This is a genomic window from Amycolatopsis australiensis (genome assembly GCF_900119165.1).
GTDB lineage: Bacteria > Actinomycetota > Actinomycetes > Mycobacteriales > Pseudonocardiaceae > Amycolatopsis > Amycolatopsis australiensis.
Map to the genome: position 1 here is coordinate 3,640,532 of NZ_FPJG01000006.1, position 13,174 is coordinate 3,653,705.

Here is a 13,174-nt window from a genome sequence, read left to right on the forward strand (position 1 = left end):
CCGGGCGGCTGTTTGGGTGCGGGAGGCGAGCGGCTCCTCGGCGCCCGGCGTTGGGCCGGGTGCGCTAGCACCTTGCGCGTGGTGGCCGGCGGGGGTTTTGTCACCCGTGGGCGGAGTTGTGCGTGGGGGCCCGGTCGGGGTGGCCGTTCCGGTACTCTCGCCCGCATGGCCACGGACAGCCACCTCCGGTTCGCCCTCGCCGTCCACTCGGCCCTCGGTGCCGGGGGCGGGAACTCCTGTTTCTCGCCGTATTCGGTGGCCAGCGCCCTGACCCTGGCCGCGCGGGCCGCCCGGGGACGGACGCGGGACGAGCTCACCCGCCTGATCGGGGACCCCGGCGAACAGGCCGTCCTGCTGCGGGAGGCCGCGCAGCTCCTCGACGAGGGCCGCGGTGCCGAACCGCCCCAGCTGGCCGTCTCCAACACCCTGTGGGCCGACGACCGGCTCCCGCTCGAAGACTCCTTCAAGGCCGAGCTGGCCGGCTGGCCCGGCGCCGCCGTCGCGAGCGCCCCCTTCGGAAAACAACCCGAAGCCGCCCGTGCCCTGGTCAACGAGGACGTCGAACGCACCACGCGCGGTCTCGTCCCGCAGCTGCTGCCGCCCGGCTCGATCGACCGGGACGTCGCCGCCGTGCTCGTCAACGCGCTGTACCTGAAGGCCGCGTGGAAGCTGCCGTTCCGCGAGGCCAACACCGCCGACGCGCCGTTCCACGCGCCGTCGGGCACCCGGGACGTCCCCACCATGTGGCTCAGCGAGCGCGTCGGCCACGCGCACGCCGGCGGCTGGCAGGTCGTGCAGCTCGCCGCCGCGGGCGGGCTGCAGGCCGTCGTCCTGCTGCCCGACGGTGACCTCGCCGACGCCGAAGCCGCCCTCGACCCGGCCACCTTGACGCGCCTGCTCGACGAGCCCCGGTTCACCTCCGTCGAGCTCGCGCTCCCGAAGATCTCCCTCGACGTCCCCAGTTCGCTCACCGGCGTGCTGCGCGGCCTCGGCGTCCGCACGTTGTTCACCGACGAAGCCGACCTGACCGGGCTTTCGCCGGATCCGCGGCTGACCGTGTCCGAGGTGCTGCACCAGGCCGTGCTGCGGGTGGACGAACAGGGTTTCGAGGGGGCCGCGGCGACCGCGCTGGTCATGCGGCTCACCGCGATGATCGTCGGCGAACCGGTCCAGGTCACGGTCGACCGGCCGTTCCTGCTCCTGGTCCGGCACGTCGGCACCGGGGCCCTTCACTTCTTCGCCAGGGTGGTCGAACCGTGAGCTTGAAGTCCGAAGCCGTGCCGGAGCTCGTCCCGCCGGCTCCCGAGCCCCCCGACGCCCCGAACCGCTGGGCGTGGCAGGACTCCGCCATCGCCGGCGGATTCCTGCTGTTCACCATCCTGCTCTACAACGGCCTGTGGTTCGACCTCAAGCGCGGCTACCTCTGGAACGGCGCCTCCGACCAAAGCCAGTGGGAGTGGTATTCCACGGTCGTCGCGAAGGCCGTGCTGCACTTCCAGAATCCGTTCACCACGGACCTGCAGAACTACCCGCTCGGCGTGAACATGGCGGCGAACGCGGCGATGTTCGGCCTGAACATCCCGCTCGCCCCGATCACGCTGACCTTCGGCGCGACGCTGACCTGGGCGATCGTCCTCACCGCCGGCCTCGCCGGCACCGCGACCGGCTGGTACTGGGTGTTTTCCCGGCACCTGGTGCCCAACCGCACGGCGGCCGCGATCGGCGGCGCCTTCTGCGGGTTCGCCCCGCCGATGATCTCCCACGGCAACGCGCACCCGAACTTCGTCGTGCTGTTCGTGCTGCCGTTCATCGCGCTCAAGACGATCCAGCTCGCGCACGGCGAACGCCCGGTGCGCAACGGGATCGTGCTCGGCCTGCTCGTCGCGTGGCAGATCCTGCTCGGCGAAGAGCCGCTGATGATCTTCGCGCTCACCTTCGTCGTCTTCGCGATCGCCTACCTCGTCCCGCGCCGCGCGGAAATCCGCGGCATGCTGGCGCCGCTGGCCAAGGGGATCGGCATCGGCGCGGTCGTCGCGCTGCTCATCGCCGGGTTCCCGCTGTACTGGCAGTTCTTCGGCCCGCAGAGCTTCCACTCGCTGCTGCACGGCCCGGCGGGCAACGACACGGCGGCGTTCACGCGATTCGCGACGCAGTCGATCGCCGGCGCGCCGGAGGCCGCTGCGGACGTGTCGATGAACCGCACGGAGGAGAACGCGTTCTTCGGCTGGCCGCTGATCGTGCTGATGGTGATGCTCACGATCTGGCTGTGGCGCGACGTCGTGTCGCGGGCGCTGGCGATCACGATGTACGTGATGGCCCTTCTTTCGCTGGGCGTCGAAATCACGGTGGCGCACGAGGACACCGGCATCGCCGGGCCGTGGAAGTGGCTCGGCCAGCTGCCGCTGCTGGACTCGCTGCTGGAGTCCCGCCTGGCGATGGGCTGCATCCCGCTGGCCGGCGCGCTCCTGGCGATCGCGACGCACCGCGTCTGGACGGCGGCGGCCGAGCTGCCCGCGCCGTCCGGCGGTCGTTCCGGGTTCCCGCTGCGCATGATCTGGATCGGCGCGGTGGTCGCGGTGCTGCTGCCGATCGCGCCGACGGCACTGGTGACCCACCAGCGCCCGCTCTCGCCACCGTTCTTCGCCGACGGGATCTGGCGCCAGTACGTCGCCCCGGGCGGCTCGCTCGTGCCGGTGCCGCTGCCGAGCACCGGCGAGGCGGAACCGCTGCACTGGCAGGTCGACGCGGGTCTCGGCTACCCGATGCCCGAGGGTTACTTCGTCGGGCCGACGTCGCCGGACGACCGCCGCGGCCGCTACGGCGCCGTCCCGCGGCCGACGTCGGACCTGTTCGCCGAAGTCGAGCGCACGGGCCAGGCCGCGCAGGTAACGGAGGCCGACCGCACGCAGGCCCTGGCGGACCTGCGGTACTGGAACGCCGACGTGCTCGTGGTCGGCCCGCGGCAGAACCAGGAAGCCCTGAAGTCCACTGTGGAGCTGCTGCTGCGCAAGCCGGCGGAGTTCGTCGGCGGGGTGTGGGTCTGGGATGTGCGCGCGTTGACGCCGTGACATTTCGGTACAGTCGGCGGCCGTGACCTCTGTGGACGAACAGGGCAGGCCCGAGCCGCCCCTCGACGGTGACGAAGCCGAAACCCTGCTGGGCTTCCTCGACTTCCACCGCGCGACGCTGGCCTGGAAGTGCGCCGGGCTGGGCGCGGACGGCCTGCGCGCGACGCACCCGCCGTCCACGATGACGCTCGGCGGCCTGCTGAAGCACCTCGCCTACGTGGAGGACCGCTGGTTTTCCGTCGTCCTCTTCGACCGCGCGCCCGCGGCGCCGTTCGACGCGGTCGACTGGGCGGCGACCCCGGACTGGGACTGGGATTCCGCCGTCGGCGACACCCCGGAGCAGCTGAAGGGACTCTGGGAAGACGCCGTCGCGCGCTCGCGGGAACTCACCACGCGGGCACTGGCGAACGGCGGCCTCGCGCACCCGTCCCGGCGCCGGTTGCGCGACGGCACCACGCCGAGCCTGCGCTGGATCCTGGTCCACATGGTCGAGGAGTACTCGCGCCACAACGGTCACGCCGATTTGATCCGCGAGTCGATCGACGGCAGCACGGGGGAGTAGTCACTCCGCGGCGACGAAGACGCAGCACGGGTGCCCCGCCGGGTCGGCGTAGACGCGCAGCGCGGGAGATCAGCTCGCCTTCGGCGGGCACCATCACCGGCGAGTCGCCAATGCGGGTCTCGCCCAGGCGCCTTCGGCGTCACCCATGGCCCCGAAGACCGTGCGCACGGCGGCGAGGTCGCTCACCACCGTCCGTTCCGGCCGGGAGCAAGGGTCACAGCCGCAGGCCGACCAGCTTCACCAGGAACCGGTCGAGCTGCTCGGCGGCGGGCGGCCACGGCAGGTCGGGCTCGTTGATCCGCTGTGCCAGCACGCCGTTGACCGCCGTCCGCAGGTCGATCGCGACGGTCGCGGCGTCGCCGGGCGGGGCCAGGCCCGCGTCCATGCACGCCTGGACGGCTTCGGTCGTGCGGGCGACCATGACCTCCTTGAACGGCATGCCGTGGCGCCGGTGGACCTTGCTTTCGTGCAGGACCTTGTAGAGCCCGGAATGCTCCCGCGCCCACTCGGCCTGCGCCAGGATCCGGGCGCGCAACGCCTGCGCCGGGTCCGGGGCGGCCGCGGCGGCGTCGTCGCCGGTCCGGACCAGGTCTTCGTGGCAGCGCTGCATCGCGGCCAGCACCAGCGCGTCGCGGTCCGGGAAGTGCAGGTAGACCGACGTCGCCGCGATCGACACCGCGCGCGCGACGGCCCGCAGCGAGAGCGCCTCGTCGTCGGCCAGCTCGTCGAGCATCCGCACGGCGGCCGTGACGATCTCTTCGCGCAGCAGTTCGCCCTGGCCGCGGGCGTTGGGGCGGCGGCGGGCGGTGGTCTCGTTCATCGCCGTCCAGTGTAGCTGGACACGCATTGCGCTACAGGTGTAGCGTGCTATTGCACTACAGCTGTAGCGCTACGTACGTTCACCATTCCGAGGGAGCATGATCTTGACCACCACCGAAACGCCGGCGAACCTCGACCGGCCGGCCGCGCCGGACCCGGTGTTCGCGCAGATGGCCGGCGCCACCGCGCGGTACGTCCGGGCGATCCCGGAGCTGACCGACCGCGAGAAGACGTTCCTGTGCGTCACGGCCGACGTCTGCCAGGGCAGCCTGGGCCTGGCGTTCACCGCCCACGTGCGGGCCGGGCTGCAGGCTGGAGTGTCCACTTCGGACATCCGGGAGCTGCTGCGGTTCGTCTCGTACGACTGCGGTTACCACGCCGCGACCGCGGGCATCGAGCGGATCGCCGGGCTGGAAGCGGAACTGGGCCTCTCGCAGCCGGACGCCGGACCGCTGGCGCCGGAGCTGCTGTCGACCGGGCCGGGCGCCGCGCCCAGCCCGTTGCCGGAGCCGACGAAGGCCCGGCTGGACGAGCTGGATCCACACTTCCGGGGGTTCTTCGACCTGCAGTCGCGGATGCGGACCGGCCACGGGCCCGGGACGCTCAGCGAACGCGAGCGCGGCCTGGTCAGCCTGAGCGTCGACGTCCACTACCAGACGCTGGCCGACACGTTCCGCACGCACGTCGGCCGGGCTCTGCGGGGCGGCGCGTCGAAGGAGGACGTGCGCGCCGCGCTGCGGTTCAACGCCCAGTTCGGCGTGACCCGGGCCTGGCACGCCTGGGAAGCGCTGAACGCGATCCTCGCGGAAAGCTAGCCGAGCACCTCGTCGGCCAGCCGGCTCAGGTACCCCGCGAACCGTTCGCGATCTTCCCGCGGCCAGTGGCCCACCAGCGAGTCGAACGCCTGACGCTGGTGAGCCTGCGAGGCCGCGAGGAACTCCTTCGCCGCGTCGGTGAGCGTGAGTGCCGCACGACGAGCGTCCCGGCTCGACGTCGAGCGCACCACGAAGCCGTCCCGGACGGCTTCGGCGACCATCCGGCTGGCCACCGAGCGGTCGATGCCCAGCTGGCGGGCCACGTCGGCGACCGTCACCTCCGCGCTCGCCGCGCCGTCGACCGCCTGGATGACGAACAGGTTCGGCACCGTCCACGCCGGGGGCGCGCCGGCGGAGAACCGGTCGACGACGTCCGGGGCCCACTGGCGCGCCCAGTGCCGGACCAGCCGGAACAGCGCGGGACCCCCGGAACTTGATGCGTGCATAAGGCACACTATAACGTGTGCTTTATGCACGCATCTCGTCGCCTCGCGTTCGCCGGTCTCCTGCTCGGCATGGCCATCGCCCAGCTCGACGGCCTGATCGTCACCGCGGCCCTGCCGTCCATCGGCGCGGACCTGCACGCCCGCACCGGGCTCGTCGCGGTGACCGGGGCCGGTCTGCTCACCCTCACCGTCGCGACGCCGCTGCACGGCAGGCTCGGCGACCTGCACGGCCGCCGGATCTGCTTCGCGGGGTCGGTCGTCGTGTTCGCCGCGGCCTCGGCGTGGTGCGCCGCCGCGCCGGACATCGGCTCGCTGATCGCCGCCCGCGCCCTCCAGGGCCTGGGTGGCAGCGGCCTGATCGTCACGGCGATGAGCGCTCTGGGCGAGCTGTTCGACCGCGACGAGCTGCTGCGCCGCCAGGGCCGGCAGATGGCGGTCTTCGCGGCCGCCACGCTCGGCGGGCCGCCGCTGGGCGGCCTGCTCGCGGCCGGGCCGGGCTGGCGGTGGATCTTCCTGGTCAACCTGCCGCTGTGCGTGGCCGCCCTGGTGCTCGGCCTGCGTGGCCTGCCGGGCAAACCGGCCCGTGCCGCGGGGAAGTTCGACGTCGGCAGCAGCGTCCTGCTGGTCGTCGCGGGTTCGGCGGTCGTCGCGACCGGGACGTTCGACGGCCTCGCGCGCAGTCCATTGTGGACCCCCGTGCTCGTGGTGAGCGCGCTGACGGCCGGCTTCCTGTTCGTGCGGCGGCAGCGGCGTACGCCGAGCCCGCTGATCTCGCCGGCGGTGTTCGCCGACACGGTGCTCAAGCGCGCGGTGGTGGTCAACGGCCTGGCGGGCGCCGCGCTCTACGGCACCTTCACCTACGTCGCGCTGGTCGCCGCGCTGCGGGCGGACGCGGCCGGGACCGGCGTGCTGCTCGTCGCGATGACCGCCGGGCAGCTAGCCTTGTCCGCGTCCTTCGCCGCGCTCGCCCGGAAACAACCCGAAATGACGGCGTGGGGCCGCTTCGGCTGCCTGCTCGGCACGGCCGGGCTGGCCGCGGTCGCCGTCGCCGCCGCGCTGCGCGGCACACCGTGGCTACTGGTGCCCGGGCTGTTCGCGATCGGCGCGGCCTTCGCGGCCTGCACGTCCGCGTACACCGTGCTGGGGCAGACCCGCGCCCGAAGCGGCCTGATGGGCGTCACGATGGGGTCGCTGACCTTCGCGCGGCAGGCCGGCGGGCTGGCCGGCGCCGCGGTGTTCGGCTGGCTCGCGCTGGCCACGACCGGCGGGCTGGCCGCGCCCGGCCTCACCGTCGTGTTCGCCGCCGCGGCCGCGGTCATGCTCGTGAGCCGGCTCACGGCGCCCGCTGTCACGTCTTCCGCGGCCGTCTCGTCCTCCTCGTGACCGCGACACGAAGGAGTACGCAGATGCCTCGCATCCCCGCGAAGAAGACGTCCGAAGCCGGCCCGTTCCTCAAGCTGGTCTACCGGATCGCCGGGCGGCGCTACGGCGCGGTGCCCGAGCCGATGGCCGTCGCCGCCCACCACCCGGGCCTGCTGCGGACGTACATGGCGCACGAACTGCTGGCCGAACGGGCGTCGCGGAAGGTGCCCGCGAACGTCCGCGAGCTCGCCGTCTACCGGGTCGCCACCCGGATCGGCTGCTCGTGGTGCGTCGACTTCGGCACGATGCTGCAGAAGCACGAGGGCCTGGACATCGAGCGGCTGAAGGAGATCGACGGCTACGCGACCTCGCCCGCGTTCAGCCGCCAGGAGCGGCTCGCGATCGCCTACGCCGACGCGATGTCCGGCGACCGGGTCACCGTGACCGACGAGCAGGTCGCCGAGCTCGAGCGCGAGTTCGGCCGCGACGGCGTCGTCGAGCTGACCTACCAGATCGCGCTGGAGAACATGCGCGCCCGGATGAACAGCGCGCTCGGCATCGTCGACCAGGGCTTCACCTCCGGCGACGCCTGCCGCGTCCCGCTCCCGTAGGACCCGGGGAACCGGACCCCGGGTGGACGCGCCGCCGGGGTCCGCCGCGGGACCGTTCCGGGCATGCACCTGCTCGCCGGTGAACGGATCAAGCTCTTCAGCATCGCCACGCCCTGGGTGTGCGGTGTGTTCACGCTCGTCGCGCTGGCCGCGCCGGCGGCGCTCACCGCGCTCACGGCCACCGAGTCCCGGCTGCCGCCCACGGTCGCGAGCACCCAGTTCGGCTACCAGCTCGGCCCGGTCGCCGTGCTGGTGCCGGCGGCGCTCGCGGTGACGAGCGAGTACCGGTCCGGCACGATCCACAGCACCTTCCAGGCCGTGCCGGGCCGGACCCCGGCGTTGCTCGCGAAGGCCGCGGTGGCCGCCGGGTACGCGTTCCTGCTCGGGGAAGCGGCCGCCTTCCCCGCCTGGCTGGTGGCACGCGTGCTCGCCCCGGACGCCGACCTGGCGCTGAACAAGCGCGCCCGACTGGCGGATCGTCGCCGGCACCGGGCCGGTGTTCGCGCTGGCCGCGGTCTGCGGGGTCGGCACCGGGCTGCTGCTGCGCCACACCGCCGGCGCGGTCGCGCTGCTCGTCGGCTACCCGCTCATGGCGGAGAACGTCGTGCAGCTGATCCCGCGGGCCGGGCAGGCGATCCACCGGTGGCTGCCGCTGAACGCCGTCACGAAGTTCCTCAGCGGCTCCGGGGAGGCCAACGCCGGTCGCGACGGCGGCAACGCCGCCGTCCTGTCCGACTCGCCGCTGAACCCGGGCTGGGCCCTGGCCTACTTCGCCGCCTTCGCCGGGCTCGTGCTGGCCGCCGGGATCACGCGGGCGAAACGGCGGGACGCGTGATCCGGGTCAGCTTCTCCGGGTTGACGACGTCGTAGATCGCCACGATCTTCCCGTCGCGGATGCTGACGGACTGCACGTGCTCGTCGAGCGCGAGGAAGCCGTCACGGCCCGGCATCGGCGCCAGGTACATCCCGAGGTCGCCGTTGACCAGCACCGGTGCGCCGCGCTCGACCATCCCCGGCGCGTACTTGCGCGTGATGCCCACGAAGAACCGGGCGACCTTGTCCGCGCCCACGACGAGCTGGCGCACGGTGCGGCCCTTGCCGTCCGAGTCGCCGATGAGCACGACGTCCGGGGCCAGCACCTCGGCCATCGCGCGGACGTCCCCGGCCTGCAGCGCGACGACGAACTTCCGGAGGATCCGCGCCTGGTCCTCCAGTGGCACGCGCGGGGCCGGATCGGCGTCGGCGAGGGCCTTGCGGCCGCGGGACGCGTGCTGCCGCGCGGCCTCCACCGACACCCCGAGCGCGTCCGCGATCTCGGCGAACGGCACCGAGAAGGCGTCGTGCAGCACGAACGCGACCCGCTGCTCCGGGGTCAGCTTGTCCAGCACGACGAGCGCGGCCATGCGCAGCCCGTCGTCGCGGACCGCGGCTTCGAGCGGGTCGTCGCCCACCGGCCGCCCGAACGGCGTCACCACCGGCTCGGGCAGCCAGTTGCCGACGTACATCTCCCGCTGGGCGGCGGCCGACTTGAGCCGGTCGAGGCAGATCCGGCCGACGACCGTGGTCAGCCAGCCGCGCAGGTCGCGGATCGCCGCGCGGCCGGCGTCGTCCAGGCCGGCCAGGCGCAGCCAGGACTCCTGGACCGCGTCCTCGGCGTCGGCGCGCGTGCCGGTCAGCCGGTAGGCGACCCCGATCAGGTGGCCGCGGTGCGCGGCGAACTCCGCGGCGAGCGCGTCCAGGGCGGTTGTGGCCATACCCCGAGTGTGCCGGATGGGGACCGATCTATTGTGGTAGGCGTGGCAGGACGGATTCGGGAGAGCGACATCGCGGAAGTGCGCGAGCGGAACCGGATCGACGAGGTCGTCGGGGAGTACGTGGCGCTGCGCCGCGCCGGCGGGGGCAGCCTGAAGGGCCTCTGCCCGTTCCACAACGAGAAGACCCCGTCGTTCAACGTCCGCCCGACGCACGGCACCTTCCACTGCTTCGGCTGCGGCGAAGGCGGCGACGTCATCAAGTTCGTCCAGAAGATCGACCTGATCTCGTTCGTCGAGGCCGTCGAGCGGCTGGCCGACCGGGTCGGCATCCGGCTCACCTACGAGGGCGGCGGCGCGACGATCCAGCGTGACCGCGGCAGCCGCACCCGGCTCGTCGAGGCCCACCGCGTCGCGCAGGAGTTCTACGCCGAGCAGCTGCTCACCGACGAGGCCCGCCCGGCGCGCGACTTCCTCTCCGAGCGCGGGTTCGACGCGGCGATGGCGAAGAAGTTCGGCTGCGGCTACGCGCCCGGCGGCTGGGACAAGCTGACCAAACACCTGCTCAACCGCGGTTTCGAGGTCAAGGAGCTGCTCACGGCCGGGCTGTCGAAGGAGGGCCAGCGCGGCCCGATGGACCGGTTCCACCGGCGCCTGGTCTGGCCGATCCGCGACGTCGGGAACGACGTCGTCGGGTTCGGCGCGCGGCGGCTGTTCGACGACGACCGGATCTCGGCGAAGTACCTCAACACCGCCGAGTCGCCGATCTACAAGAAGTCCCAGGTCATGTTCGGCCTCGACCTGGCCAAGCGCGAGATCGCGAAGCGGCACCAGGTCGTCGTGGTCGAGGGCTACACCGACGTGATGGCGATGCACGCGGCGGGCGTGCCGACCGCGGTCGCGTCGTCGGGCACGGCGTTCGGCGAAGACCACATGAAGGTGCTTCGCCGGCTGATGATGGACGACGACGCCTTCCGCGGCGAAGTGATCTTCACCTTCGACGGCGACGAAGCGGGCCAGAAGGCGGCGCTGCGGGCGTTCGAGGGCGACCAGACCTTCGCCGGCCAGACGTACATCGCGGTCGCGCCGGACGGCATGGACCCCTGTGAGCTGCGCCTGGCCAAGGGCGACAGCGCGGTGAAGGACCTGGTCGCGCGGCGGACCCCGCTGTTCGAGTTCGTCATCCGCAGCACGCTCAGGAACTACGACCTCGACTCGGTCGACGGCCAGGTGGCGGCGCTGCAGAAGACCGTGCCGATGGTCGCGTCGATCAAGGACCGCGCGGCCCGCGACGGGTACGCCTCGAAGCTCGCGTGGTGGGTCGGCTGGCAGGACGTGGCCCAGGTGGTCAACCGGGTCCGCGGCGCCGCGGGTGCGACGGACAAGCGCGGCGGGGCCCCTGTCCGGCAGCCCGCGCGGGCCCAGGCCGCTCCGGCCGCGCCGGCGCAGGACGTGGCCCGTCCCGCGCCGAAGGACCCGCGGTTCGCCGTCCAGCGCGAGGCGTTGAAGGCCGCGTTGCAGCAGCCCGCGATCGCCGGGCCGGAGTACGACGCGCTGCCGCTGGAGGCGTTCACGCACCCGGTGTACGCCGCGCTGCACGAAGCCGTCCTGAAGGCCGGCGGTGCGGCGTCCGGGCTGACCGGACCGGCGCTGCTGGACGCGGCCGCCCCGCACTGTCCGGAAGGGACGGTCCGGCGCGTGCTGTCCGAGCTGGCCGTGGAACCGTTGCAGGCCAAGGACGAGGTCGACTCGCGGTACATCTCGTCGATCCTCGCCCGGCTGCAGGAGAACCTCGTCGGGCGGCAGATCGCGGAGATCAAGGGCAAGCTGCAGCGGCTGTCGCCGGTCGAGTCCCCGGACGACTACCGCGCGCTGTTCGGCGACCTCGTCGCGCTGGAGCAGTACAAGAAGTCACTGGGCGAGCAGGCCGCCGCCGGCGCGTGGGGCTGAGATGAGCTTCCTGCGCCGGTTGCTGGGCGACCGCACGCCCGCCGGGTTCCCCGGTTCGCTCTCGCCGGGCGAAGAAGTCGTGGACAGCGCCCCGGTCGAGGGCGGCGGGCACCTGGTGGTGACGACGCTGGGGCTGTGGGTCCCGTCCGAGGGCGGGGCGCGGCGCGTCGGCTGGCACCTCGTCGGCAAGGCGGCCTGGGCGGACGGCGTTTTCACGCTGACCGAGTCGTCCGAAACCGGGACGGCCGGCTCGGCCGTCGTGCTGGCCGACCTGCCGCCGGTCCGCTTCCGGCTGCCTTCGCCGGGCAAGGTGCCGCACCAGGTCCGGCTGCGGGTCGACGGTTCCGTGCGGTCCCGGCACCGGCAGGAGATCGGGTCCGGCGGCGCGTGGTTCGTCCAGCGCAAGGTGCCCGGCCGCGACGGGACGGTCCTGCAGGTCCGGCCCGACCCGGGCACCGACGTCGCGCTGGTGACGGCCATCGCCGAGCAGGTCGCCGCGAAGCTGGCCAACCCCGCCGAGTAGCAGTACGCTCGTACTCAGTACAGGCGTACTGTTATCTGGGAGGCGGCCGTGTGGGATCCCGAGAAGTACCTCGACTACGCCGACCTGCGGGCCCGGCCGTTCCACGACCTCGTCGCCCGCATCGGGTCTTCTTCGCCGCGTCGCGTCGTCGACCTGGGCTGCGGTCCGGGCAACCTGACCGTTTCGCTGCGCGACCGTTGGCCGTCGGCCGCCCTCGAGTGCAGCGACAGTTCACCCGAAATGGTGGCGGCGGCACGGTCTCGCGGCCTGGACGCGGCAGTGCTCGACGTCCGCGACTGGTGCCCGGCGCCGGACACCGACGTCGTGGTCTCGAACGCCGTCCTGCAGTGGGTGCCGGGTCACGAGTCGCTGCTCCGCCGGTGGGTTTCGGAGCTGCCGAGCGGTGCGTTCGTCGCCGTCCAGGTGCCGGGCAACTTCAACGCGCCCTCACATGCGCTGACGCGGGAACTGGCGGCGTCGCCGGCTTGGTCGTCCCGGCTGGCGGACGTGGTGCTGCGAGAGGACGACGCGGTGCTGAGCCCACGGGGCTACGCCGACCTGCTGGCCGACGCGGGCTGCGGTGTCGACGCGTGGGAAACGACGTACGTCCAGCCCCTGCGGGGGCCGTCGCCGGTGCTGGAGTGGATCACGGGAACGGCGTTGCGCCCGGTCCGCGCGGCCCTGTCCGACGAGGAGTGGGAGCAGTTCCGCGCGGAACTGGCGCCCCGGCTGGAGCGGGCGTACCCACCGCGCGCCGACGGCACGACGTGGTTCGAGTTCCGCCGCGTGTTCTTCGTCGCCCAGGTCTAGCGCCGGACCTTCGCGCTGATCTTGGCCCGCGCGACCCCGGCGGCACCCTGCACCATGGGATGGTCGACGACCCGGCGGTAGGTGCGCACGAGCTGCTCGTAGCGCCCCCGCCCTGCCTTGGCGCCCAGCACGTACCCCAGGCCTGCCCCCAGCAGGAACTTCTTCATCCGAGTCCACACTCCATCCGTAGGTCGTCCGACTGTCCATTGTCCAGGAAAACACCGCCCGGCGGGCGGCCCGGGTGAAGAGGGGGGTGGTGTGAACGGGCTCGGAGGCATGAGCTAAAGTTCTTCTCGTCGGACGGAGACGACCGGCACCGGAAGTGAGCGACAATCCCCTGTAGCTCAACTGGCAGAGCATTCGGCTGTTAACCGGAGGGTTCTTGGTTCGAGTCCAAGCGGGGGAGCAAAGCCCAGGTCACAGACCTGGGCTTTTTTGCTACCCGGGAGTAGGGGCG

At 72.6% G+C, this 13,174-nt stretch carries 13 protein-coding genes, 1 tRNA gene and 1 pseudogene; 11 read left to right on the top strand and 4 right to left on the bottom strand.

Annotated elements, in window-relative coordinates; genetic code table 11:
• Nucleotides 1-165 precede the first annotated feature (165 nt).
• Genes BT341_RS18670 through BT341_RS18680 form a run of 3 tightly spaced genes read left to right on the top strand, consistent with a single transcriptional unit; the run spans nucleotide 166 to nucleotide 3,630 of the window.
• Nucleotides 166-1,260 (top strand): serpin family protein, encoded by a 1,095-nt coding sequence (locus BT341_RS18670; protein WP_072477530.1) that lies wholly within the window; start codon nucleotides 166-168, stop codon nucleotides 1,258-1,260.
• Complete coding sequence (locus BT341_RS18675; RefSeq protein ID WP_425426386.1) at nucleotides 1,257-3,068, top strand: glycosyl transferase; 1,812 nt, start codon at nucleotides 1,257-1,259, stop codon at nucleotides 3,066-3,068. The genes BT341_RS18670 and BT341_RS18675 overlap by 4 nt, the downstream gene beginning before the upstream one ends.
• A 22-nt stretch (nucleotides 3,069-3,090) precedes the next feature.
• Nucleotides 3,091-3,630, top strand: a complete 540-nt coding sequence (locus BT341_RS18680) for a DinB family protein (RefSeq protein ID WP_072477531.1) — start codon at nucleotides 3,091-3,093, stop codon at nucleotides 3,628-3,630.
• A gap of 214 nt (nucleotides 3,631-3,844) precedes the next feature.
• Here BT341_RS18680 and BT341_RS18685 read toward each other — a convergent pair whose 3' ends face one another.
• Complete coding sequence (locus tag BT341_RS18685; protein ID WP_177328847.1) at nucleotides 3,845-4,450, bottom strand: TetR/AcrR family transcriptional regulator; 606 nt, start codon at nucleotides 4,448-4,450, stop codon at nucleotides 3,845-3,847.
• A 97-nt stretch (nucleotides 4,451-4,547) separates the two neighbouring features.
• On the opposite strand from BT341_RS18685, the gene BT341_RS18690 reads away from it, so the two are divergent.
• The gene (locus BT341_RS18690) at nucleotides 4,548-5,264 is read left to right on the top strand and encodes a carboxymuconolactone decarboxylase family protein (protein WP_245805014.1); all 717 of its coding nucleotides are present in this window, start codon (nucleotides 4,548-4,550) and stop codon (nucleotides 5,262-5,264) included.
• Here the strand turns inward: BT341_RS18690 and BT341_RS18695 are convergent.
• A complete protein-coding gene (locus BT341_RS18695) occupies nucleotides 5,261-5,710 on the bottom strand; it encodes a MarR family winged helix-turn-helix transcriptional regulator (protein ID WP_072477533.1) in 450 nt (149 codons plus the stop codon). The two genes, BT341_RS18690 and BT341_RS18695, sit on opposite strands and share 4 nt — an antisense overlap.
• Nucleotides 5,711-5,734: 24 nt before the next feature.
• Here BT341_RS18695 and BT341_RS18700 point away from each other — a divergent pair, with 24 nt between their 5' ends.
• The 3 genes and pseudogenes from BT341_RS18700 to BT341_RS18710 all read left to right on the top strand — a co-directional run bounded on the left by BT341_RS18700 (nucleotide 5,735) and on the right by BT341_RS18710 (nucleotide 8,518).
• A complete protein-coding gene (locus BT341_RS18700) occupies nucleotides 5,735-7,093 on the top strand; it encodes an MFS transporter (protein ID WP_072477534.1) in 1,359 nt (452 codons plus the stop codon).
• 23 nt (nucleotides 7,094-7,116) lie between these two features.
• Complete coding sequence (locus BT341_RS18705; RefSeq protein WP_072477535.1) at nucleotides 7,117-7,683, top strand: carboxymuconolactone decarboxylase family protein; 567 nt, start codon at nucleotides 7,117-7,119, stop codon at nucleotides 7,681-7,683.
• A 63-nt stretch (nucleotides 7,684-7,746) separates the two neighbouring features.
• Nucleotides 7,747-8,518: pseudogene (locus BT341_RS18710) on the top strand (hypothetical protein).
• On the opposite strand, the gene BT341_RS18715 reads toward BT341_RS18710, so the two are convergent.
• A complete protein-coding gene (locus BT341_RS18715; RefSeq protein WP_072477536.1) occupies nucleotides 8,490-9,437 on the bottom strand; it encodes a sigma-70 family RNA polymerase sigma factor in 948 nt (315 codons plus the stop codon). The pseudogene BT341_RS18710 and the gene BT341_RS18715 overlap by 29 nt on opposite strands.
• 33 nt (nucleotides 9,438-9,470) lie before the next feature.
• Between BT341_RS18715 and dnaG the strand changes: the two genes are divergently transcribed.
• The 3 genes from dnaG to BT341_RS18730 are packed head-to-tail and all read left to right on the top strand — an operon-like array spanning nucleotide 9,471 to nucleotide 12,717.
• A complete protein-coding gene (dnaG, locus tag BT341_RS18720) occupies nucleotides 9,471-11,384 on the top strand; it encodes a DNA primase (RefSeq protein ID WP_072477537.1) in 1,914 nt (637 codons plus the stop codon).
• A gap of 1 nt (nucleotide 11,385) precedes the next feature.
• Nucleotides 11,386-11,907 (top strand): hypothetical protein, encoded by a 522-nt coding sequence (locus tag BT341_RS18725; RefSeq protein WP_072477538.1) that lies wholly within the window; start codon nucleotides 11,386-11,388, stop codon nucleotides 11,905-11,907.
• 48 nt (nucleotides 11,908-11,955) lie between these two features.
• Entirely contained in the window at nucleotides 11,956-12,717 is a 762-nt protein-coding gene (locus BT341_RS18730; RefSeq protein ID WP_072477539.1) for a trans-aconitate 2-methyltransferase, read from the top strand.
• On the opposite strand, the gene BT341_RS45355 is transcribed toward BT341_RS18730, so the two are convergent.
• Nucleotides 12,714-12,884 carry a hypothetical protein gene (locus BT341_RS45355; RefSeq protein ID WP_177328848.1) on the bottom strand — a complete coding sequence of 57 codons (171 nt, stop codon included), beginning with the start codon at nucleotides 12,882-12,884 and terminating at the stop codon, nucleotides 12,714-12,716. The two genes, BT341_RS18730 and BT341_RS45355, sit on opposite strands and share 4 nt — an antisense overlap.
• A 166-nt stretch (nucleotides 12,885-13,050) precedes the next feature.
• Here BT341_RS45355 and BT341_RS18735 point away from each other — a divergent pair.
• Nucleotides 13,051-13,123 (top strand) — tRNA-Asn (locus tag BT341_RS18735).
• Nucleotides 13,124-13,174: the final 51 nt, after the last annotated feature.

What these genes read in the sequence shown, in the direction of transcription:
- BT341_RS18670 (WP_072477530.1), top strand. Translation starts at nt 166, where the DNA reads ATGGCCACGGACAGCCACCTCCGGTTCGCCCTCGCCGTCCACTCGGCC.
- BT341_RS18685 (WP_177328847.1), bottom strand. Translation starts at nt 4,450, where the DNA reads ATGAACGAGACCACCGCCCGCCGCCGCCCCAACGCCCGCGGCCAGGGC.
- BT341_RS18690 (WP_245805014.1), top strand. Translation starts at nt 4,548, where the DNA reads ATGATCTTGACCACCACCGAAACGCCGGCGAACCTCGACCGGCCGGCC.
- BT341_RS18695 (WP_072477533.1), bottom strand. Translation starts at nt 5,710, where the DNA reads ATGCACGCATCAAGTTCCGGGGGTCCCGCGCTGTTCCGGCTGGTCCGG.
- BT341_RS18700 (WP_072477534.1), top strand. Translation starts at nt 5,735, where the DNA reads ATGCACGCATCTCGTCGCCTCGCGTTCGCCGGTCTCCTGCTCGGCATG.
- BT341_RS18705 (WP_072477535.1), top strand. Translation starts at nt 7,117, where the DNA reads ATGCCTCGCATCCCCGCGAAGAAGACGTCCGAAGCCGGCCCGTTCCTC.
- BT341_RS18715 (WP_072477536.1), bottom strand. Translation starts at nt 9,437, where the DNA reads ATGGCCACAACCGCCCTGGACGCGCTCGCCGCGGAGTTCGCCGCGCAC.
- BT341_RS18725 (WP_072477538.1), top strand. Translation starts at nt 11,386, where the DNA reads ATGAGCTTCCTGCGCCGGTTGCTGGGCGACCGCACGCCCGCCGGGTTC.
- BT341_RS45355 (WP_177328848.1), bottom strand. Translation starts at nt 12,884, where the DNA reads ATGAAGAAGTTCCTGCTGGGGGCAGGCCTGGGGTACGTGCTGGGCGCC.